This window comes from Burkholderia sp. Ac-20379 (assembly GCF_017104645.1).
In the GTDB taxonomy this organism is placed as follows: domain Bacteria; phylum Pseudomonadota; class Gammaproteobacteria; order Burkholderiales; family Burkholderiaceae; genus Burkholderia.
In genome coordinates this window covers 1-18,176 of record NZ_JAAGPF010000138.1, presented here as the reverse complement: position 1 = coordinate 18,176, position 18,176 = coordinate 1, and the positions used below count along the sequence as shown (strand labels likewise).

17 protein-coding genes are annotated in these 18,176 nt (G+C 68.0%); 3 read left to right on the top strand and 14 right to left on the bottom strand.

Translation table 11 applies throughout. The features are described from left to right. The 3 genes from G3N92_RS18465 to G3N92_RS18455 all read right to left on the bottom strand — a co-directional run. Nucleotides 1–1,104 (bottom strand): LysM domain-containing protein (locus G3N92_RS18465; RefSeq protein ID WP_206128973.1); only part of this gene is annotated, 1,104 nt, incomplete at its 3' end. 3 nt (nucleotides 1,105–1,107) lie between these two features. Beyond that, on the bottom strand, nucleotides 1,108–1,659 hold the full coding sequence (locus tag G3N92_RS18460) for a hypothetical protein (protein ID WP_206128972.1): 552 nt from the start codon (nucleotides 1,657–1,659) through the stop codon (nucleotides 1,108–1,110). Then, complete coding sequence (locus G3N92_RS18455) at nucleotides 1,643–4,435, bottom strand: type VI secretion system Vgr family protein (protein ID WP_206128971.1); 2,793 nt, start codon at nucleotides 4,433–4,435, stop codon at nucleotides 1,643–1,645. The genes G3N92_RS18460 and G3N92_RS18455 overlap by 17 nt, the downstream gene beginning before the upstream one ends. 453 nt (nucleotides 4,436–4,888) lie before the next feature. Between G3N92_RS18455 and G3N92_RS18450 the strand changes: the two genes are divergently transcribed. After that, the gene (locus G3N92_RS18450) at nucleotides 4,889–6,268 is read left to right on the top strand and encodes an aspartate aminotransferase family protein (protein ID WP_206128970.1); all 1,380 of its coding nucleotides are present in this window, start codon (nucleotides 4,889–4,891) and stop codon (nucleotides 6,266–6,268) included. Between the two features lie 97 nt (nucleotides 6,269–6,365). After that, a complete protein-coding gene (locus G3N92_RS18445; RefSeq protein ID WP_206128969.1) occupies nucleotides 6,366–6,881 on the top strand; it encodes an Lrp/AsnC family transcriptional regulator in 516 nt (171 codons plus the stop codon). 30 nt (nucleotides 6,882–6,911) lie between these two features. Here the strand turns inward: G3N92_RS18445 and G3N92_RS18440 are convergent, their stop codons facing one another. From G3N92_RS18440 to G3N92_RS18390, 11 genes are all read right to left on the bottom strand, one after another. After that, the gene (locus G3N92_RS18440; protein ID WP_206128968.1) at nucleotides 6,912–7,373 is read right to left on the bottom strand and encodes an AraC family transcriptional regulator; all 462 of its coding nucleotides are present in this window, start codon (nucleotides 7,371–7,373) and stop codon (nucleotides 6,912–6,914) included. A 13-nt stretch (nucleotides 7,374–7,386) separates the two neighbouring features. Next, complete coding sequence (locus G3N92_RS18435) at nucleotides 7,387–8,583, bottom strand: FAD-dependent oxidoreductase (RefSeq protein ID WP_206128967.1); 1,197 nt, start codon at nucleotides 8,581–8,583, stop codon at nucleotides 7,387–7,389. Further along, nucleotides 8,580–9,962, bottom strand: a complete 1,383-nt coding sequence (locus tag G3N92_RS18430; protein WP_206128966.1) for an FAD/NAD(P)-binding oxidoreductase — start codon at nucleotides 9,960–9,962, stop codon at nucleotides 8,580–8,582. Before G3N92_RS18430 ends, G3N92_RS18435 begins: the two co-directional genes overlap by 4 nt. After that, nucleotides 9,941–10,252 carry a (2Fe-2S)-binding protein gene (locus G3N92_RS18425; protein WP_206128965.1) on the bottom strand — a complete coding sequence of 104 codons (312 nt, stop codon included), beginning with the start codon at nucleotides 10,250–10,252 and terminating at the stop codon, nucleotides 9,941–9,943. The genes G3N92_RS18430 and G3N92_RS18425 overlap by 22 nt, the downstream gene beginning before the upstream one ends. Further along, a complete protein-coding gene (locus tag G3N92_RS18420) occupies nucleotides 10,249–11,037 on the bottom strand; it encodes an amino acid ABC transporter ATP-binding protein (protein ID WP_206128964.1) in 789 nt (262 codons plus the stop codon). The genes G3N92_RS18425 and G3N92_RS18420 overlap by 4 nt, the downstream gene beginning before the upstream one ends. Nucleotides 11,038–11,044: 7 nt before the next feature. Beyond that, complete coding sequence (locus G3N92_RS18415) at nucleotides 11,045–11,704, bottom strand: amino acid ABC transporter permease (protein ID WP_206128963.1); 660 nt, start codon at nucleotides 11,702–11,704, stop codon at nucleotides 11,045–11,047. 152 nt (nucleotides 11,705–11,856) lie between these two features. Next, nucleotides 11,857–12,612, bottom strand: coding sequence for an ABC transporter substrate-binding protein (locus G3N92_RS18410; protein ID WP_206128962.1), 756 nt, complete (start codon nucleotides 12,610–12,612; stop codon nucleotides 11,857–11,859). A gap of 73 nt (nucleotides 12,613–12,685) precedes the next feature. Next, nucleotides 12,686–13,963 (bottom strand): FAD-binding oxidoreductase, encoded by a 1,278-nt coding sequence (locus G3N92_RS18405; protein WP_206128961.1) that lies wholly within the window; start codon nucleotides 13,961–13,963, stop codon nucleotides 12,686–12,688. Between the two features lie 46 nt (nucleotides 13,964–14,009). Continuing rightward, a complete protein-coding gene (locus G3N92_RS18400; protein WP_206128974.1) occupies nucleotides 14,010–14,678 on the bottom strand; it encodes a haloacid dehalogenase type II in 669 nt (222 codons plus the stop codon). A gap of 158 nt (nucleotides 14,679–14,836) precedes the next feature. Beyond that, on the bottom strand, nucleotides 14,837–16,330 hold the full coding sequence (locus tag G3N92_RS18395) for an aldehyde dehydrogenase family protein (protein WP_206128960.1): 1,494 nt from the start codon (nucleotides 16,328–16,330) through the stop codon (nucleotides 14,837–14,839). 523 nt (nucleotides 16,331–16,853) lie between these two features. Then, a complete protein-coding gene (locus G3N92_RS18390; RefSeq protein ID WP_206128959.1) occupies nucleotides 16,854–17,471 on the bottom strand; it encodes a cupin domain-containing protein in 618 nt (205 codons plus the stop codon). Nucleotides 17,472–17,750: 279 nt separating this feature from the next. Here G3N92_RS18390 and G3N92_RS18385 point away from each other — a divergent pair. After that, the coding region (locus tag G3N92_RS18385; RefSeq protein WP_206128958.1) for a GNAT family N-acetyltransferase at nucleotides 17,751–18,176 on the top strand (426 nt) is incomplete at its 3' end.

The window sequence follows — 18,176 nt, the reverse complement described above, 5'->3', positions numbered from 1 at the left end:
CGACGCATGGGCGGGCGCGGGCGCGGCGGCATGCGCCGGCGCGGCCGCCGACGAGGACGAAGACGAGGACGCCCCGCCGCCGCCCGCCGGCAGCTTGATCTGCTGCCCCGGCGCGATCAGATTGCCGTCGAGCTTCGGGTTCGCGCGCCGCAACTCGGCCACGGTCGTGCCGTGCTCGTGCGCGATCTTCCAGAGCGAATCGCCATGCTTGACCGTATAGGTGCCGAGCGCGCTGCTGCGGCGATGGCCGCCGGGCGCGCCCGGGTGCGTGTCGGTTTTCGCCGCCACCTTGCTGTGCGGGCTGGTCAGCGTCAGCGACGAATGCGAGCTCGACAGCGCGCCGCTCCAGGCCATCTCCAGATTCGTCTCGACTTCCTTGACCCACACCTCGAGCTTCTGCGTGAACGGCACGTTCTTGAGCGGCGCGGCGATCTTGCCGGCCGCGTCGCTGTGCCCTTCCTGCACGACCTTGCCGCCCGCCTTGACCTGATAGTGCACGCCGGCCACCGGCTGCTTCTTCTTGTCGACGAACTGCACGCCGAGCGCGCCCGAGCAGCAGCCGAGGTTGTAGTCGTTGAACTTCGAGATGTAGTGCGACACCGACGTGCCGTTCGCATCCGTGGGATCGACCGCGCCGTTCGAGCTCAGGAACTGCATGACGCCCGGGTGCTTCTCGGAGCCGAAGCCCTTCAGGTGGGCCGCGCCGATGATGCCCGAGTGCGTGATCGTGATGCCGCCGATCACCTTGCCTTCATACTCGGTCGCCCCGTAATGCTTGGCGCGCGAACACAGCAGGCGCACCCAGGCCACGGCCGCCACGTCCTGCTCGTCGGGCGAATTGCGGAAATCGTCGAGGCTCTTGATACCGTCCTTGCCGGTCCAGGTGCCTTTCCACTGATAGAGAAACTTCTTGTGGCCGTCCGGCTGCTTGATCAGCGGCGAGGTGCCGTCCGACACGTAGTAGCCGAGGTCGCTCAACGCCGATTCGCCGAACTGGTATTTGCCGACGTAGCCGTACTTGTTGACGATCGTGTACTTCGTGCCGCCGCCGCCCTCGCTGTCGAACAGCGCGTTCAGAAAATCGCGAATGCCGCCATTGCTCATGGTTTAGTTCTGCTTGCAAAAGATGGCGGCGTCGGCGGCCTTGATCGTGACCGGATACTGCGCCTCGATCAGCGCCTTTTCCGCGTCGCTCGGGTGGCCGAGCCATTGCGTGGCGCAGCGGTATATCAGGCGGCCCGCGGCGCGGTGCGACGACGCGTCGTAGAACATCGCCACGTTCGTCACGTTGCACTGATGCGCCTGGCAGATCTGATAGAGCCATTCGTGCGCCCCGCCCACCTGCCAGAGCGCGCCCTGCACGGCCGGGCCGCTCAGCAGGCGCTGGCGCAGCAGCTTCGGATCGATTCCCGACTGCCCGAGCAGGCCGTCGAACGCGGCCGACACCTGATGCCCGGCCGGCGAGCCGAATTGGTTGCCGTCCGGATCGACCAGATTGAAGATCTCGGTCTTGTAGACGGAGCTGGCCGGCGTGATGTCGGCCGGCGCCTGCGCCTCGGCCTTGCAGCCGAACGCCGCCAGGCACAGCAGCAACGCGCCGGCAAAGTGTGCGCGCGAGGCGCGGCCCGCACGCGGGCATGATTCAGGAGTGCGCTTCATTGCTTTCTTCTTCCTCGTCGCCGTCGGCGAACAAATCGTCGTTGACCGTATCCAGATGGTGCGTCCAGTCGCCGTTGCGCACGCTGACCTGCACGTCTTCCGCCTGCGCCGTGAACACGCGCCCCGTCATGCCGTCGTCGTCCAGCGTGCCGTAATAGCGCGGCTCGCCGCCCACCTTGACGGTGTACGCGGCATTGTCGAGGATCTCGCCGTCCGCCAGCGCGCCCGACAGGTCGAAGCGCAGGCTGTATTCGCCGGCGCTTTGCGGCACCGGCATCAGCGGCGCGGGCATGCGCGCCGAATCGGGGCCGGGCACGTCCCAGCTCGCGCCGCGCTCCAGGATCGGGCCGGGCGAGCCGTTGACGATCCCGCTGCCGTCGATCCGGATATACGAGCCGCCCGCGCCGATCCAGATTTCCTTGGCGGCCGTGATCACGACCTTGCCGTCGGTGCTGCTGATCGTCACGTCCTTGAGCGCCGCCAGCGCCATCTCGTCGCCCTGCGCCTGAATGTCGACCTTGCCCCGCGCCGCGAACAGCTTCACGCCCGCGTTCTGCACGAACAGGCTGATCTTCTCGGTCACGCTGGCCACCAGCGATTTGCCGCTGGCGAGGAACAGGTTGCGGCCGCTGACCAGATTGGTTTCGAGGTCGCTCGACACGTGCACCGATTGCTGGGTGGACACGGCCACGCCCGACGGGCTCGCCAGCAGCATCACCGGCGCGGTGAACGCGTTCGCGCCGCCGGTGCCGCCGCCGCCCGTGCGCCCGCCCGGCTGCGCGCCCTGCACGCTGCTCTGGGTGGCGTCGGTGAAGGCCTTCAGCGCCGCGTGGCCGTCGGCGAGGCCTTCGGCCTGATGCCGGAGGCTCGCGGCCGACAGCGTCTCCAGCGCCGATTCGGCGTTGACGAGCTGCTGCTGGGCCTCGCGCGCGTCGAGCTGCTGGCTGTTCGCCGGCTTCGGATGGGTGGTCATGTACAGCCCGCGCGCGGCGCGCACCGCGCCGTACGAATCGGTCTTCAGGTCGAAGCCGGAGCCGAGGAACGCGCCGCGCGCGTTGCCCGTCTGGTCGATCAGGTAGCCGAGATGCAGCAGGCTGTTCGCGGTGCTGCTGAACAGCCGCGCGCGATTCTGGCCGGTGGCGTCGTCCAGCACCATTTCGTTGAAGCCCGCGCCGGCGTATTCCTTCGAGCGATAGCCCGACAGGATGCCGTTGCTGTGCCACTGCGGCTGCACCTTGCCGTTGTAGACGCGGTGCAGCACGATCGGGCGGTCGCAATCGCCGCCCACGTAACCGATCAGCACCTCCTCGCCCACGCGCGGCACATGCACGCTGCCGTAGCCGCCGCCGGTATCCGATTGCGCGACCCGCACCCAGCACGACGCGCTCGCGTCGCCGGGGTTCTGCCGATCCCAGACGAACAGCACCTTGACGCGGTTCAGTGCGTCCGTGTAGACCTCCTCGCCCGGCGGCCCGACCACGATCGCCGTTTCCAGATGCATCTCGGGCTTGGCGTGCTCGAACGGGCAGCGATACGGCACCGCGGTGCGCTGCGCTTCCACTTCCACGTGATAGAAGCCGGGCGAGCCGTCCGCATGCAGCAGGCTGGCCGTTGCGATCGCAGCCGAGGCAACGCGGGCGCGCGTGGTCCTGGCTTGCGCCAGCACGTCCTGCAGGCTGTGCAGGAAACACGTTTCGTGATCCGAAGCAGGCAGGTTGTTCTCGATGTAGCGGCTCACCTTGATCGCCGCGAACTTGCGCTGGCTCGCCGAATCGCGATCGTGCTCGGGGTGGCCGCTCAGTTCGAAGCTGCGCCCGGCGTCGATGCCACGCGCGCCGCCCGACGCGTGGAAGCGCTTGGCGCGCGATTCCCATTCCTCCAGGTGCACGCGCGACAGCGCTTCGCCGCGCGCCTGATCCTGATACGTATAGGCGCCCGTGTATTCGTAGACCTCGGCCTGCTCGGGCAGGCTGCCCTGATTGGCCATGGTCGGCAGCGCGGTGCCTTTCGGGTTCGCGACCGACGACGGCGCCTTGTAATCGAACGTGCGCGTGCTGTGCGACGCGCTTTGCAGCGTGCGCGAGCCGGCCCAATGCGTGAAGCCGTCGGTCTCGCCGCTCGCGGCCGAGCGATGGAAGCGCAGCGGGCCGCCCGGCACCGCGTCGAGCGCGTAAATGTCGTCGGTCACGACGAAGGTGTGCGATTTGCCGTCCGGCGCGTGCCGCCAGAAGCCGAACAGCCCCTCCTCCTCCATCAGCCGGTGCACGAAATTCCAGTCGGTTTCGCTTTGCCGGCAATACGAGCGGCGCGGCAGCGCCTTGCGCAGCGCAAACCGGAATTGGCCGCGCGCCTGCGGGTGCGCGTCGAATACGTCGGCGATCACGGCATCGGCGCTGCAATCCTGCCAATACCGCATGTCCTTGCGAAACTTCAGGAAATGCAGCCAGGACGCATAAGCGATTTGATAACTGGACAGGCTGCCGTCGGCGCCGAGCCGGCGCGCGGTATGGATATAACCGTTGATCGGCAGATAGGATTGATCGGCCTGCTGAATCCACAGCGTGATCGGCTGGGCAATCAGGGTTTTCAGTTCGATATCGCCGGCGGCCGACACCATATCGAGCGTGACGCTGAAATCGCGGCCCAATTCGGCGTGCGTGACCGCCCGGCGCGGCACCAGCGCATCGTCCGGCAAGGCCGGAATATCCGTCTTGATCAAGCGGCTCTGCTGGACCACGCCCCCTCGGATCAACCGAGCCAGTTCGCTAGGATTCATGTTTGCTTTTCGTGTTCTTGTGTGTCGCCAACGGCTTAACCTGCACGCACGCCGCCTCCGCCAACCCGGCCCCGATGCGGCGCGGCCAGATTTTAATTTTATGGAATGAGAATCGTCAATCTTCCGAATCGCGAAAATCATGGAATGGAGATTCGAATGGCGCGTCTTGAAAGCTTGTCATTACATTAATCAAATTTCTTTATTTCAATTCAATAACAAGGCCATTTTCAATATGCATCCGCACTGAAATTATTTCCGAATTTCAATAAACCCGATTTTGAATGCGGTAATAATTTCAGCCGACCCGCCGGCACAAGATTCCACCGCCCTTCGCCGAAACGGCATTTCCTGTCGTTTGCCCCCGCGATTTCCGCACCCGCTCCCGCTATCGGCTGGCTACCATCGTGGTGATTGCAGCTCCCGTCCCAACCGACTCCCCACGAGGCCCCGACCATGTCCAGCTCGCCGCTCATCGACGCCGACCGCCGCCACCTGATTCACCCCGTCATCAACTACCGCGCCCACGAAGCGCGCGGCACCACCGTGCTCGAATCGGGCCACGGCGCCTACCTGCGCGACATCGACGGCAACGAACTGCTCGACGCGTTCGCCGGCCTGTGGTGCGTGAACGTCGGCTACGGCCAGCAGAGCATCGTGGAGGCCGCGACGCGCCAGATGATGCGTCTGCCGTACGCCACCACGTATTTCCATTTCTCGTCGGAGCCGGCGATCGAACTGGCCGAGAAGCTCGTCGCGCTCGCGCCGGCCTCGCTGCAGCACGTGTATTTCACGCTCGGCGGCTCGGACGCGGTCGATTCGGCCGTGCGCTTCATCACGCACTACTACAACGCCACCGGCCGCCCGTCGAAGAAGCAGATGATCGCGCTGGAGCGCGGCTATCACGGCTCGTCGTCCACGGGCGCGGGCCTGACCGCGCTGCCGGCCTTCCATCGCAACTTCGACCTGCCGCTGGCGACCCAGCATCACCTGCCGTCGCCGTACGCGTACCGTTCCGAGCACGGCAACGACGACGCCGCGCTGATCGCCGCCTCGGTGGCCGCGCTCGACGCGAAGGTGGCCGAACTCGGCGCCGACAACGTGGCCGCGTTCTTCTGCGAGCCGATCCAGGGCTCGGGCGGCGTGATCGTGCCGCCGCGCGGCTGGCTCAAGGCGATGCGCGACGCGTGCCGCCGCCTCGGCATCCTGTTCGTGGCCGACGAGGTGATCACGGGCTTCGGCCGCACCGGCCCGCTGTTCGCGTGCGCCGACGAACAGGTCGAGCCGGATCTGATGACGGTGGCCAAGGGCCTGACCTCCGGCTATGTGCCGATGGGCGCGGTGCTGATGTCGGACGAGGTGTACCAGGGCATCGCCGGCAGCGCGGCGGATACGGCGATCGTCGGCCACGGCGCGACGTATTCGGCGCATCCGGTCAGCGCGGCGGTGGCGCTCGAAGTGCTGCGCCTCTATCACGAAGGCGGCCTGCTGGCGAACGCGCAGGCGCAGGCGCCGCGCTTCGCGGCCGGCCTCGACGCGCTGCTCGATCACCCGCTGGTGGGCGATTCGCGCCATCGCGGCCTGCTCGGCGCGCTCGAACTGGTGGCCGACAAGACCACCCGCGCGCGCTTCGATCCGGCGCTGAAGCTGTCGGAACGGATCGCCGCGTCGGCCTATCGCAACAAGCTGATCTTCCGCGCGTTCGGCGACAACATCCTCGGCTTCGCGCCGGCGCTCTGCTACGGCGAGACCGAATTCGGGCAATTGTTCGAACGCCTGAAGACAACGCTCGACGAGGTGCTGGAAGACCGCGAGGTGCGCGCCGCGCTGGGCTGATCCCAGGCCGCCCGGCAGGGGTGGCGCGTGCTAACATCGCCTGGCTCGCGCGGGGCGCCCTTTCGGCGCCCCGCCCGCATTTCCACGGCACACCGCGATGATCCTCCCCGCCCATAGCAAGCTGGACCGTATCGACCTGCGCATCCTCTCGCATCTGCAGAAGAAGGGGCGCATGACCAACGTCGAGCTGGCCGAAGCCGTGGATCTCTCCCCCAGCCCGTGCCTCGCGCGCGTCAAGCGCCTCGAGAAGGCCGGCTATATCGCCGGCTACGGCGCGCAGATCCAGATCGAAAAACTCGGCGACGTGCAGATCGTGTTCACCGAGGTCACGCTCGCCGATCACCGCCGCGAGGATTTCGCGAAGTTCGAGGCGGCGATCCGCCCGGTCGACGAGATCGTCGAATGCCACGTGGCGAGCGGCGGCTACGATTACCTGCTGAAATTCGTCACGCGCAGCGTGCATCACTATCAGAGCGTGATCGAGGGGCTGCTCGACCGCGAGATCGGCATCGAGCGCTACTTCAGCTACGTGATCATCCGCACGCCGTTCGTCAAGCACGGCTGGCCGCTCGACGCGCTGTTCGGCGCGCGACAGGACACGCCGCCGGGCTGAGCCGGGCGGCGCCGCCGCACCGTCGATCGATCAGGAAACCGGAAGCTTGCCGGCCGGCGCGCCGGCGCTGAGCCATTCGCGCGGCGTATGGCCGAGCACGCGCTTGAAGTGCCGGCACAGGTGGCTCTGGTCGAAGAAGCCCACCTCCGCCGCCACCACCGACGGCGACACGCCGCGCCGCAGCAGCCGCTGCGCCTGACGCACGCGCACGATCCGCACGTATTGCTGGGGCGACACGCCGATCTCGGTGCTGAACCGCGCCGCGAAACGCGACACGCTGAGGCCGGCGGCCTCGGCCAGATCGGTCAGGCTGATCGGCTCGGCGAAACAGGCGTCGATGAAATCGAGCGCGCGCTGCACGGCGCGCGTCGCGCCGGCCTCGCCCTGTTCGCGCGAAGCGGCCGGGGAAGCGGCAGGCAAAGCGGCGGACGCGCCCGTGGACGACGCGCCGGGCAGCGCGTCGGGGCGATGGCAAGCCGGGGCGGTCTGCATCGCGTGCACCGCGTCAGGCGGCCGGCGCCGATTGCCGGCCCGACGCGACGGGCGCGGCCGCAGGCGCTTGAACGGCAGGCGCGTGCCCCGCGAAGCGGCGGATGTCGAACGGCTCGATCGGCGTGACGGTCGCGCCGGTGGCGATCAGTTCGGCCATCGTGTCGCCCACGCCCGGGCCGAGCTGGAAGCCGTGGCCGCAGAACCCGAACGCATAGAACAGCCCGCTCGTGGTGCCGCTCGCGCCCATGATCGGCCGGTCGTCGGGCATGTAGCCCTCGACGCCGCTCCAGGTGCGGATGATGTTGAGCCGCTTCAGCGCCGGCGCGACGCGCTGCGCCTCGCGGAACTGCAGCAGCGGGCTGGTCGGCAGCACCTTGGCGCGGCGCGCGTCGAGAAACGCCGGGCCGCGCGCGCAGCCGCCGATCACGATGTTGCCGCGCTTCACCTGCCGGAAATACACGATCTCCTCGATGTGCGGCGACGACACGCCCACCGCCGGCCCGATCGCGTACGGCACCGGCTCGGTCACCGACATCTGCGGGCCGTGCGCCGCGATCGGCACCGGCTCGCCGAACTGCGCGCTCAACTGGCTGCCCCACGCGCCGGCCGTGATCAGCAGCGTGGCCGCGTGGAAGCTGCGGCCGTCGGCGGCGGTGGCGCGAAAGCCGTTGCCTTCCTTCTCGACCGAGACGATATCGGTGTTCTCGTGGATCTGCGCGCCGAGCTTCGCGGCCGCACGGCCGAACGCGGGCGCGGCGAGCCGCGGGTTCGCGTGGCCGTCGATCGGCGCGTACGAGCCGGCCAGCACCTCGGGGCCGATGAACGGGAAGCGGCGGCGCAGCGCATCGCCATGCAGCATCTCCAGATCGAGGCCGTAATGCCTGGCGTCGCGCGCATAGGTCTCGAACATGTCGGCCTGCTCGCTGCGGTAGCACACGCGCAGGTGGCCCGACATCAGGAACTCGGCGTCGTGACCGATCAGCTCGGGCAGGCGCAGCCAGATGTCGCGCGAGCGGTTCGCGAGCGGCAGTTGCGGCAGGAACCGCCCCTGCCGGCGCACGTTGCCGAAATTGGTGCCGCTCGCCTGCTGGCCGATCAGTTGGCGTTCGAGCAGCGTCACGGACAGCCCGCGGCGGCGCAGGAAAAACGCGGACGACGCGCCCATGAAGCCGCCCCCCACGATCAATACATCGGCATCTTCGCGCTTCACGTCGATTCCTCCACGCTCACCGTCGCCATCGCGAGCGGCTTGACGGGCGCCTGCCCGCGCAGCCGGCCCACCTGTTCGAGCGGCACGCACGCGGCGGCCGCGATGATTTCCGCCGCCGCGTGGCCGCAATAGCGGCCCTGGCAACGGCCCATGCCGACGCGCGACAGCGCCTTCGCGCGGTTCGCCTCCTGCGCGCCCTCCTCGCGCGTCACGCGACGCAACTCGCCGGCCGTGATGCCTTCGCAGCGGCACACGATCGTCTCGTCGGGCACGCTCGCGGCTTGCTTCGCAGGCCAGACGAACGCCTCGGCCAGCCCCTGGCGGAAGCGGTCCATGCGCTGCTGATCGCGCTTGAGCGCGGCCAGCGCCGCGCCGTCGACGTCGCGGCCCAGGTCGAGCAGCGCCGCGTAGGCGGCGAGCCGGCCCGCGTTTTCCGCGCCGTCGGCACCGAGCACGCGCGCGCCGTCGCCGGCCAGATACACGCCCGGCTCGCTGCTGCGGCCCAGCTCGTCGATCTGCGGCAGCCATTGGCGCGTGGGCGCGTCGAACCGGAACGCGCAGCGCGCGAGATCGGCCAGTTGCGTTTCGGGGCGCAGGTGATAGCCGATCCCCACCGCATCGCAGTCGATCTGCTCGATCGCGCCGCCGGCCGTCCTGAAGCGCACGGCCCGCACGCCGTCCTCAGGCGTGCCGACGATCTCGACCGGCTCCACGCCGTTGCGCATCGTCACGCCGGCGCGCTTGAGCGCGCCGACCAGCGCGCGGCCCTTGCGCAGCACGTCGAAACGCGCCAGCAGCTTCGGCAGCGCGCGCAGCCGCGCGCCGGCCGGCGAGGTGTCGAGCACCGCCGCCACCTGCGCGCCGGCCTGCACGTACTGGCTCGCGACCAGATACAGCAGCGGCCCGGTGCCCATGAACACCACCCGCCGCCCGATCGCGCAGGCCTGCGATTTCAGCGCGATCTGCGCCGCGCCGAGCGTGTAGGTGCCGGCGAATTGCCAGCCCTTGACCGGAATCAGCCGGTCGGTCGCGCCGGGGCAGAGGATCAGCGCGTCGTACGGCAGCGCGCTCGCCTGGCCGCCGCGCACCAGGTGCAGGTGACGATCCCAGATGTGCCAGGCCAGCGTTTGCGGCCGGTAGTCGAGCCGCCCGCGCAGTTGCGCGAACGTGTCGTGCAGATCCTGCGCGCGCGGCGCTTCGGTGCCGTACAGCTTCGCGTACGGCCGCGTGAAGCCTTCCGGCTGACGCCGGTAGATCTGGCCGCCGTCGCGGCGGCCTTCGTCGATCAGGGTGGGCCGGATGCCGGCCGCCAGCAGGGTTTGCGCGCAGCGCACGCCCGCCGGCCCGGCGCCGACGATCACGATGCGAGGTTCGGCCATTGCGCCTCCGGTTCAGTCGTCACGATCCGCATCCCCGCCTCGACGACGGTGGTGCACGCACGCAGGCGCTCGCCCGCATCGGTCCAGACCCAGCAATCCTGGCACGCACCCATCAGGCAATGCCCCGCGCGCGCCTCGCCGCCGAATTCGGAATGGCGCACCTGGCGCACCGAGCACAGCAGCGCGGTCAGCAGCGTGTCGCCTTCGAGCGCCGCCACGTCCTGCCCGTCGATGGCGATGCGCACGGTGTCGCGGCCGGTTTCGGCCAGCCGCACGAAACGTCCGTTCATGCCGCGGCCCCTCCCGCATTGGCGTTCGCGCCTTCGCGCTCGCCCGCCGCCTGGGCCGGGTTGCCGAGCACATGGCGCAGGAATTCGCGGGTGCGTGCCTCGCTCGGCGTGCAGAGCACCTGCTTGGCGGTGCCCTGCTCGATGATGTGGCCGCCGTGCAGGAAGCAGACGCGATCCGCCACCTCGCGCGCGAAGCCCATCTCGTGCGTGACCACCAGCATCGTCATGCCCTCCTTGGCCAGCGTGCGCATCACGTTCAGCACCTCGCCCACCAGTTCCGGATCGAGCGCCGAGGTCGGCTCGTCGAACAGGATCGCCTTCGGCTTCATCGCCAGCGAGCGCGCGATCGCCACGCGCTGCTGCTGGCCGCCCGACAACTGATGCGGGTAGTAATGCAGCTTGTGGCCGAGGCCCACCTTGTTCAGCAGTTCCTCCGCATGGCGCTGCGCCGTGTGGCGCGGCTCCTTCTTCACATGCAGCGGGCCTTCCATGACGTTCTCGAGCGCGGTGCGGTGCGGGAACAGGTTGAAGCGCTGGAACACCATGCCCACCTGCGTGCGCAACTGGTTGATGTTGCGCGCGCGCTGCTCGACGCGCTGGCCGAGCAGCTTGATCTCGCCCCCGTCGTACGATTCGAGCGCGTTGATGCAGCGCAGCAGCGTGGATTTGCCGGAGCCGGACGCGCCGATCAGGCACACCACCTCGCCCTGCTGCACGTCGAGGGAGATGCCGTTGAGCACCGGCACGCTGCCGAAGCTCTTCTGGACGTTGGAAATTTCGATCATCGCAACCTCACTTCTTGGCCTTGTGCTTGCCGAAACGGCGCTCGAGGTACTTCGTCATGCTCATCAGCGGCAGGCTCATCAGCAGGTAGCCGATCGCCACCAGCGTATAAACCGTGATGTTCTGGAACGTGGACGCGGAAATCAGCTGCCCCTGGCGCGTCATTTCGGCCACCGTGATGGTGGAGGCCAGCGAGGAATCCTTCAGCATCATCACCAGCGTGTTCGCGTACGGCGGCAGCGCCACCTTGACCGCCTGCGGCAGGATCACGCGCACCATCGTCTTCACGCGGCCCATGCCGATCGACTGGGCGGCCTCGTACTGGCCCGGATCCACCGATTCGATGCCCGATCGGATGATCTCGGCCACATAGGTGGAATACCCGAAGCCGAGGCCGATGATGCTGGCCTGCAGCGCGGACACCTCGATGCCGATGTCCGGCAGGACGAAATAAATATAGAACAGCAGGACGATCATCGGCAGGCCGCGCACCACGTTGATCAGGGCGCTGACCCCCGCCACCAGCACCGGATAGCGCGACATCTTGAGCAGCGCCCACACGAGGCCCAGGGCCGTGCTCAGCAACAGGCAGCCGATCGTGATGATGATGCTCATCGTGGCGCCTTGAAGCAGGATCGGAACAAAATCGACTATGTCGTGCCAACGCATGGGGGTCCTTGTGCTGTCTGTCGTCCGCGATTACTGCGGGTCTTCGCGGGTATTGCGGGTCGGGCGGCGCACCCCGATTCGGGGCAGGCCGGCCCGGCAAGCGGCGGCGGGCGATGCATCCGCCCGGCCGCGGCCGGTCGTTCGGTCGCCGATCAGTTGATCAGGTGCCACTTCTTCAGGATCTTGTCGAGCGTGCCGTCGGCCTTCATCTTCGTCAGCGCGTCGTTGATCTTCGCCATCAGCGCAGTGTTGCCCTTCTTCACGGCCACGGCGATGTCGAACTTCTGCATCGGCACGTAATCGTCGTCCACGCGCGTGCCGGCCATCGCGCCCGCGGCTTCCTGCGCCTTCAGGATCGGGTAATCGTTGAAGCCCGCCACGATGCGGCCGATCGCGACGTCGCGCGTCATGTCGGCCGGGCTGTCGTACATCTTCACTTCCTTGAAGTAGCCGAGCTTGGTCAGTTGATCGGCGTAATCGGTGCCGGTCGGCGCGCCCACCACCATGCCCTTGAAATCCTGCACCGAGTGGTAGTTCGTCTTGTTGGTGTCCTTCACGATGATGCCCTCGCCGAACGCCGTGACCGGCTGCGAGAAGTCCACCACCTCGGCGCGCTTGGCGGTCGGCGTCATGCCGGCCACGATGATGTCGATCTTGCCCGACACCGCCGCCGGAATCAGCGCCGAGAACGGCACGGCCTGGTACGACACGTTGAAGCCTTCGCGGCGGCCGATCTCGCGCACCACGTCGGGCATCAGCCCTTCGATCTTCTGCGTCTTGACGTCGAGGAAGGTGGTCGGGGCGCTCGACGGCGGCGAGCCGGCCGTCAGCGTCGGCTGATCGGCGCGGGCAACGGTGGCGCCGAACAGCAGCGAGAGTGCGACGAAAGCGATGTGGGTACGCGTCATGGTCTGATTTCCTTCTGGGTGTCGAAATGCCGGTGCATCGTGGCCGTCGCGCTGGACGGCGCATGGCATCGGTTCAGTGAAGCACGTCCTGCAACCGGTAATACGCGCCGACGAGCGGCAGGAACCACGCGCGCCCGAAATGTCCGGGAATCGCAGGCCATTCGAGCGTTCGCCACGGGTTGCGCGTGGCGGCGCCGAACATCACGTCGGCCATCAGCTGCCCCATGTGCACCGACATCTGCACACCGTGGCCGCTGTAGCCCATCGAATAGAACAAACCCTCGTGCTCGCCGGCGCGCGGCAGCCGGTCGGCCGTCATGTCGACGAGGCCGCCCCAGCAGTAGTCGATCCGCACATCGGCGAGTTGCGGGAAATACGCGAGCATGCCGTCGCGCAGGATCCGGCCGCTCTTCTCGTCGGAGCGCGGGTTCGACATCGCGAAGCGCGCGCGCCCGCCGAACAGCAGCCGCTCGTCCTGGGTCGGGCGGAAGTAGTTGCCGATCTGGCGCGTGGTCACGTACGAGCGGCGCGTGGGCAGCAGCGCGTCCATGCGAGCCTTGCCGAGCGGCTCGGTCACCACGATGAAGCTGCCGACCGGCGCGATGCGGCGGCGGAACCATTGCAGCGGGCCGGACTGCGACGCGCCGGTGGCGATCAGCACGCGGTCCGCGCGCAGCGTGCCGCGCGCCGTGTGGATCTCGTGCGCATGGCCGTTCAGGCGCTTCATGCCCGTCACCGCCGTGTCCTCGAAGATCGACGCGCCGTGCCTGATCGCGGCCTCGGCCAGCCCCGCGCCGAACTTGCCCATGTGCATCTGCACGCCGTTGCGCTGCACGAGGCCGCCGAAGAAACCGTCCGAGGCGATCTCGTCGCGGATCCGAGCGGCCGGCACCAGCTCGACATCGGCATCGACCTCGCGACGCAGCGCGTCGTAGGTCTTCGTCAGCGATGCGAAATGATGCGGCTTGGCGGCCAGCTTGATCTTGCCGCTGCGGCGCAGGTCGCAAGCGATGCCTTCCTCGCCGACGATCCGCTCGACGCTGGCCACCGCATCGGCATAGGCGCGATAGAACTGCGTGGCGCGCTCGACGCCGAGCTTCGCCGACATCCCCGCGAAATCCTGCGCGATGCCGGTGTTGCACTGGCCGCCGTTGCGGCCCGAGGCCTGCCCCGCCGCGCGCCCCGCTTCCAGCACCGCCACCGACACGCCGCGCTTGGCCAGCGCCAGCGCCGCGGACAGGCCGGTAAAACCGCCGCCGACAACCGCCACGTCCACGCGTGCGGGCAGCGCCGCATCGGCGGGTTGGGTCAGGCGCGGCGCGGTGTCGAGCCAGTAGGAATCGAGCTTCATGGTCGTGCGGTCCGGAAGGCGGGCAGGAAAATCACGGGACGGGTGCTTACAGGCCGAGCGCTTCGGCCAGATGCACGATGCTCTTCAATTCGTTCACCTGGTAATACGGCGTCAGCGGCTCGTGCGCGCGGTTGATGAAGGCCTTGTGCTTGATGCCCATGTCGTAGGCCGTCATCAGGTCGTAGCGGAAGCTCGACGACACGTGCAGCACGTCCTCGGGATTGCAGTCGAGCTGCGCCATCATGTATTCGAAGCCCTGGCGGCGCGGCTTGTACGACTGCGCCTGCTCCGCCGTGAACACCTTGTGGAACGGCGCGCCGAGCTTGGCCACGTTGCTGCCGATCTGCGCGTCGTCGGCGTTCGACAGGATCACCAGCTTGTACTTCGAGGCGAGCCGCGACAGGCCTTCCGGCACGTCCGGGTGCGGGCCCCAGGTGGGCACGGCCTCGTAGATCTTCAGCGCGGTGGCCTCGTCGAACGGCACGCCGGTGCGCTCGCAGGTGCGCCGGACCGAATTCACCACCACGTCGCGGAACGGCTTCCAGGCGCCGAGCACTTCGTCGAGACGGAAGCCGCGGAAGAATTCGACGAATTCGTCCATCTTCTTCGCGTCGAGCTGGGCGCCGTACAGTGCGCGCGCGGTCTCGGCCATCTGGAAGTTGGTCAGCGTGCCGTAGCAGTCGAAGGTGATGTACTTCGGCTCGAAATCGATCATGGTCTGCATCCTGTCTTCGTGGCGAACCCGTGGCGGGTTCTGTTCAAAATGAGCGCGGCGGGCGGCGCACGTCGCGCGATCCATCAGTGATACTGATTAAATTCCCGCGACTCGCGGCGCGGTTGCGGTGAAGCCCTCCGTGGCCCGGCCGGATCGGGTCAGACGGTGTCGAAATCGATCAGCACGCTCTTGTGCCGCAGGCTGGCTTCCAGCGCCTGCCGGCCCAGATCCTTGCCGATGCCCGACTGCTTGAAGCCGCCGGTGGGAATGATCATGTCGCCGCTGCGGCCGTAGCGGTTGATCCACACGGTGCCGGCCGCGATGCGGCGCATCGCGCGCAGCGCCTGGCCGATGTCGCGCGTGTGCACGCCGGCCGCCAGGCCGTAGGTGGGGTGCCCGGCCAGCGCGATGCCTTCGTCCTCGTCGTCGAAGGTCTGCACCGTCAGCACCGGGCCGAACAGTTCCTCGCGCACCGCGGCCGTCTCGGCCGTGACGTTGGCGAGCAAGGTGGGGCGATGGAACCAGCCGTCGTCCGTGCCTTCGAAGAAGCCGCCGCCGCAGATCAATTCCGCGCCCTGCTCGCGGCTTTCATCCACCAGCGCCGCGATCCGGCGCGCCTGCCCGGCGCTGACGATCGGCGAGTAGCGCGTGGCGGCCGACCACATCGGCCCCGGCGCGATGCCGGCCAGCTCGCGCTGCACCGCGTCGATCAGCGGTTCGGCCAGCCGGCGGTGCACGATCAGCCGCGTGCCGGCCACGCAGGCCTGCCCGCCGTTGGCCGTGAAGCCGCGCGCCACGCAACGCGCCGTGTGGCCCAGGTCGTGCACCTGCTCGAACACGAGCTGCGGGCTCTTGCCGCCGAGTTCCAGCGTGACGGGCTTGGTGCCGTGGAACGCCGCCTCGCTCATGATCGCCGCGCCGGTGCGCGTCGAGCCGGTGAAGCTGATCTTGGCGATGCCGGGGTGGCGCGTGATGGCCGAGCCGGTGGTCGCGCCGCGGCCGTTCACGACATTGAAGATGCCGGGCGGCATGCCCGCCTCGATCGCCAGTTCGGCGAGACGCAGCGTGGAGAACGGCGTCAGTTCGGAAGGCTTCAGCACCACCGCGTTGCCGGCCGCGAGCGCCGGGCCGCATTTCCACGAGCACATCGACAGCGGGAAATTCCACGGCGTGATCGCGCCGATCACGCCGTACGGCTCGGACGCCACGAAGCCGAGGCTGCCCTGCCGCGTGGCGGCGATGTCGCCGCCGAGCTTGTCGGCCAGTTCCGCGAAGAAGCGGATCGCCTCGGCCGTGAACGGCACGTCGGACGCATGCGCTTCGGCCACCGGGCGCGTGGAGCTGACCGCCTCCAGTTGCGCGAGCGCCACCACGTTCTCGTCGATCAGTTGCGCCCAGCGCGTCAGCACGCGGGCCCGTTCGCGCGGCGAGCGCGTCGCCCAGCCGCTTGCCTTCAAGGCGTCGTGCGCGTTCGACACGGCCTCGTCGACGGTGGCCGCGCTCGCATCCGGCACGTAGCCGAGCAGGCGTCCGTCGGACGGACGATGCACCGCGATCGGTTCCTCATCGGTGTGGCGATAGACGCCGCCGATGAAATGCCCCTGCGGCAGCGCAATGGCGGACGGATCGAAATCCAGAGACGGAGTAGTCATGCTCGGCCTGTTCGAGAAACCCGGTTACGCCGGCGATGCGGTGCGCACGGTACGGTGTGCGCGGCATCGCCGCTTCAGCATGTGGTGGTTTCCGCCTCAGCGGCAGAATGAACAACCACGCGATGAAGTTCATTATAGTGAACGGCAGATGTTTTCCTAGTGATCAAAAATAATTCTGCAAAAAACTTCGACGCGCTTCGTGCCACGCGAGAATCGGGCCAAGCCGATGCCGCGCCGCAGCCGATTTCACGCCGTTGCGCGCGCATCCAGGCGCGCATGGATGCGCCCGAGGCACGCGCCGCCGGGCTGCGCGCACGACACGTCACTGAACGCGGGTGCAGCAAAAAATGAACCGGAAATGAACCGCGGGCCATGCGGAAATGAAGCGGACGCCACATAGCGCGCCGCAACGCGCCGGGCGCTCAGGGTAAAAACGGAGAAGAAAAAGGCAGGAGGGCGAAGCAGTGAACGCGGCGCGCGACGCGCGCCGGCGGCAGGGAACGTCAGGCGGACATCGGAGTGATCAGAGATGAATGACGGGCGGGCGCGTGTTCATCACCCACAACAGCCTGGCGGGCTTGCTGCTTTCGTTGCGCACGCTGTGCGGCACGGTGCTCTTGAACTGGAAGCTGTCGCCCTCGTTCAGCAGGCAGCGCTGATCGCCCACGTTCAGCACCACCGAGCCTTCCATCACCATCCCGCACTTCTCGCCCACGCCCACCAGCACCTCTTCGGAGCCCGCGCCGGCCGGCAGCATGATGAACATCATCTGCAGATCGTGATCGCCGTGCGGCGACAGCAGCTCTTTCTGCATATGGTTCTTGCCGACCTCGAAATGCGGGCGGTCGCCCGCGCGGCGCACGAAATCGGCGGTGGCCGGATCGATCAGCGCGTCGTCCTCCTCGAGCAGCGCGGTGAGCGGCACGTCGAGCGCGAGCCGCAAGCGCTCGAGAATGCGCACCGACGGGTTCGCCTTGTTGCGCTCGACCTGGCTCACGGTGCCGACCGACACGCCGGCGCGCAGCGCGAGTTCGTTGACGGACAGGCCGCGCGCATTGCGCAGCGCGCGCAACCGCGTGCCGACGTCCGATTCCGACGGGCTGGCAGGCGCTTCGACCTTCTTCTTGGACTGGGTTCGCATGGGATTCCTGTTGAATTCGGTGCCGGGCGCTCGAAGCCGGTTCATGCCCGCCGGTTCGGCACGGTTTCGGTGCGGAACCGGCGCTTCGCGCCCTGTGCGCCGCCCTGATAGCGTGCACGACAGCAATCATTATATTGAAACTTTTTTGAATGCGATGAACAATCAAAAAAGCCGCGACGCCGCACGCCACGCTTTCGCAAGACAGGAAGATCGTCCTATGAAGCGCCCGGAGCGCGTGCGACAGTCGAATCCGATCATGTCGTCCTTCAGGAGTCCGCTGTGTCCGAAACCGCCGTCAAGCCCGAACTTCACTACCGCCGCTTCACCGCCGAGGACGTCGCCGCCGCGCACGCGCTGTCGGTGGCCGTGCGCTGGCCGCACCGCCCCGAGGATTGGCGCTTCGCCTTCGAAGCGGGCGGCGGCTTCGTCGCCGTCGAGGGCGACGCCGTGATCGGCACCGCGCTGTGCTGGACGTTCGGCGCGGACCGCGCGACGCTCGGCATGGTGATCGTCTCGCCCGATCAGCAAGGGCGCGGCATCGGCCGCAAGCTGATGGAACTCGTGCTGGAAGCGCTCGGCGATCGCGTCACGTTCCTGCACGCCACGCCCGCCGGCCAGCCGCTCTACGAGAAGCTCGGCTTCGCCGCATGCGGCGCGCTCACGCAACATCAAGGCACCGTGGCCGCCGCGCCCGCCGTCGAACTG

What these genes read in the sequence shown, in the direction of transcription:
- G3N92_RS18460 (WP_206128972.1), bottom strand. Translation starts at nt 1,659, where the DNA reads ATGAAGCGCACTCCTGAATCATGCCCGCGTGCGGGCCGCGCCTCGCGC.
- G3N92_RS18455 (WP_206128971.1), bottom strand. Translation starts at nt 4,435, where the DNA reads ATGAATCCTAGCGAACTGGCTCGGTTGATCCGAGGGGGCGTGGTCCAG.
- G3N92_RS18450 (WP_206128970.1), top strand. Translation starts at nt 4,889, where the DNA reads ATGTCCAGCTCGCCGCTCATCGACGCCGACCGCCGCCACCTGATTCAC.
- G3N92_RS18445 (WP_206128969.1), top strand. Translation starts at nt 6,366, where the DNA reads ATGATCCTCCCCGCCCATAGCAAGCTGGACCGTATCGACCTGCGCATC.
- G3N92_RS18440 (WP_206128968.1), bottom strand. Translation starts at nt 7,373, where the DNA reads ATGCAGACCGCCCCGGCTTGCCATCGCCCCGACGCGCTGCCCGGCGCG.
- G3N92_RS18430 (WP_206128966.1), bottom strand. Translation starts at nt 9,962, where the DNA reads ATGGCCGAACCTCGCATCGTGATCGTCGGCGCCGGGCCGGCGGGCGTG.
- G3N92_RS18425 (WP_206128965.1), bottom strand. Translation starts at nt 10,252, where the DNA reads ATGAACGGACGTTTCGTGCGGCTGGCCGAAACCGGCCGCGACACCGTG.
- G3N92_RS18420 (WP_206128964.1), bottom strand. Translation starts at nt 11,037, where the DNA reads ATGATCGAAATTTCCAACGTCCAGAAGAGCTTCGGCAGCGTGCCGGTG.
- G3N92_RS18415 (WP_206128963.1), bottom strand. Translation starts at nt 11,704, where the DNA reads ATGCGTTGGCACGACATAGTCGATTTTGTTCCGATCCTGCTTCAAGGC.
- G3N92_RS18410 (WP_206128962.1), bottom strand. Translation starts at nt 12,612, where the DNA reads ATGACGCGTACCCACATCGCTTTCGTCGCACTCTCGCTGCTGTTCGGC.
- G3N92_RS18405 (WP_206128961.1), bottom strand. Translation starts at nt 13,963, where the DNA reads ATGAAGCTCGATTCCTACTGGCTCGACACCGCGCCGCGCCTGACCCAA.
- G3N92_RS18400 (WP_206128974.1), bottom strand. Translation starts at nt 14,678, where the DNA reads ATGATCGATTTCGAGCCGAAGTACATCACCTTCGACTGCTACGGCACG.
- G3N92_RS18395 (WP_206128960.1), bottom strand. Translation starts at nt 16,330, where the DNA reads ATGACTACTCCGTCTCTGGATTTCGATCCGTCCGCCATTGCGCTGCCG.
- G3N92_RS18390 (WP_206128959.1), bottom strand. Translation starts at nt 17,471, where the DNA reads ATGCGAACCCAGTCCAAGAAGAAGGTCGAAGCGCCTGCCAGCCCGTCG.